Genomic DNA, 2,247 nt, shown 5'->3' on the forward strand with positions numbered 1-2,247 from the left:
ATTAAATTTTTTTATATATTTCAATATTTGAAAAACCGGTTTTACTGATTTTCTCCCTTACCATCCTCCCTTTTTTTATTAAATCGTTAAGTAGTACAAATGCTCATTATTCAGCAAAGATGAAAACATCTGGGGTTTATAATGAAGTGTGTTTAAACCATTAAAGATGTTAAATTATTATATAGATTAATTCTGAATCAATTAAGATTATGTTTTAGTTTTTTTGCTTAAGTGTTAGCGATTGTTCGGTATAATTAAGTTATTCTTATTTTTATATTTTAATGGCTTATCTTCGATATACTCAAAATGCCAAAATATCTGGGTTGAAAACCAAATCATTCCCTGTTCTTTTTAATTCTGAATCACAAGTTAATTTATTGTGTTTAAACTATTTTCTTGATTTGGTTCAATATTCAAGTATCAGCTCTTTAAAAACCTATGCTAAGCATTTGCTAGATTTTTACTCTCAATTTGAATTAGAAACAGAATATGAATCAATTGATATGATTGACGATGAATATTTAGCTGCTTATAAACAGTCTCTTCTTAGCAGGATTGATTATGAAAATACTGAGAATTATGTATCGCAAATAATGAGATCGGTTTTAAAATATCTTAAATGGCTTGAAGATAATAATTATGTTAAGAATTTAATAGGTGATTCGGCAAAATACAGAATTAGGATACGGCTGGTTAAAAATGGAATTAGACACCATCTAATAAAAAAAGAATCTAAAAATAAAAACATTAGTATTGCACCTCGATCTGAATGGATTGATGTAATTAAAAAATATGGCCCATCATGTCGCAGAGTTAGATTTAGATTTGAGCTCATGATTGATTGGTGTAAATCAGCGGGTCTCCGCACTTTTGAGGTTTGTGCTTTATCAATTGATCAATTACCTACTAGAGCAACAGTAATTAAAGCTATTGAGAATAAAAAAAATGTATACATGACACTAAATGTAACTAAAGGCGGTAAATCAAAAGAAATACCAATAAACCCATTACTTATAAAGAAAACATGGGATTATATTGAATTGAGTAGACATGAACTGGTTGAAAACTTAATAAAACGAGCTAATCAAAAATATGAAAAATATAAAGATGATAGGCTTATTTTTTTGTCTGAAAAAACCGGGAGAGCAATACTAAGTACATCGTTCTCCAACTCAATAAGACAAGCTTACACAAGTGCAGTGGAAGCAGGAGATCTTACAAAAGATGAACGCGTTTGGGCACATGGGTTACGCCATAATTTCGTAACTAATTTGCTTATAGGTTTAGATAGAAACAACATACCAAGAGTAGAATCGGTAGCAAGGCAGTCAACACGTCATGGCAGTATCGATGCTATGGAGCCTTATCTGACAAGTCGCTTTAATGACACCTTTGAATAATATTATTTATGAGTTTTACAATCCGATTGTTAGCGCACCCTATAGATAGTGGGTTTAAATGAGTAAAGAGATACCAGCTCCTGTCATAGCAGTTCTAGCTGAGCATTTACCATCTATAGAGACGCATGCAAGTCTTGATAACTTATTCTTTCATGCTGATGCCCCTGGTAATCCGCCGGAAGGTTCTAAAACTTTAAAGATTCAGTCTTGGCTGAGAAAAATAAACAGGGATGCAGAAGCACCACTTAAAATTTTGGGTAAACTTATTGAATGCTATATGGAAATCCCAAAGCAAGACGAGGAAGATAAGTCTTTATTTGGATATTCCATGCCCAACCCGAGAAAAGAATTGAAAATTAAGCTTCAGTCGATTTTGAATAGGTGCAATCTGTGCTATATCGATGGAGGCATTGTTTCTGATGGGAGTTCTGCAACGAGTAAATCTTTAGCGGAATTAATCAAAAGTCGAGATATCCCTTCAATTGAGTCTGAATTTAATCGGTCGTTAGAGAATGTAAACTCCGAACCAAGAGAAGCTGTATCTGCCGCATGCAACATACTTGAATCCATATTTAAGGTGGTGGATTCCAGTTGCAAGTGCAACGGGCTAACATCTAGATAATATGAACCGCCCCGGGTTTGTCGGAGACTCAATAGTTTGAGAGAATAAGTCTATGAATACACAAATCCGATATGCCCCCAAGGTGAAAGAGCGAGCCGTTCGGTTGGTTTTACAAACCGAACATGAACATCAATCCAGGTGGTCAACGATCAAGTCCATTGCTGCCAAGATTGGTTGTACACCTGAGACCCTGAGAAGCTGGGTTAATCGACTTGAAATTGATCA

At 34.2% G+C, this 2,247-nt stretch carries 3 protein-coding genes; all 3 read left to right on the forward strand.

All coding sequences use genetic code 11. The features are described from left to right. The first annotated feature begins 323 nt into the window (after nucleotides 1-323). Nucleotides 324-1,400: a tyrosine-type recombinase/integrase gene (locus IEV16_RS13260; RefSeq protein ID WP_188366199.1), complete on the forward strand. Its 1,077-nt coding sequence runs from the start codon at nucleotides 324-326 to the stop codon at nucleotides 1,398-1,400. Between the two features lie 58 nt (nucleotides 1,401-1,458). Continuing rightward, the gene (locus IEV16_RS13265; RefSeq protein ID WP_188366200.1) at nucleotides 1,459-2,022 is read left to right on the forward strand and encodes a hypothetical protein; all 564 of its coding nucleotides are present in this window, start codon (nucleotides 1,459-1,461) and stop codon (nucleotides 2,020-2,022) included. A gap of 52 nt (nucleotides 2,023-2,074) precedes the next feature. Further along, the coding region (locus IEV16_RS13270; protein ID WP_188366201.1) for a helix-turn-helix domain-containing protein at nucleotides 2,075-2,247 on the forward strand (173 nt) is incomplete at its 3' end.

Source organism: Marinicella pacifica (assembly GCF_014636635.1).
Taxonomy (GTDB): domain Bacteria; phylum Pseudomonadota; class Gammaproteobacteria; order Xanthomonadales; family Marinicellaceae; genus Marinicella; species Marinicella pacifica.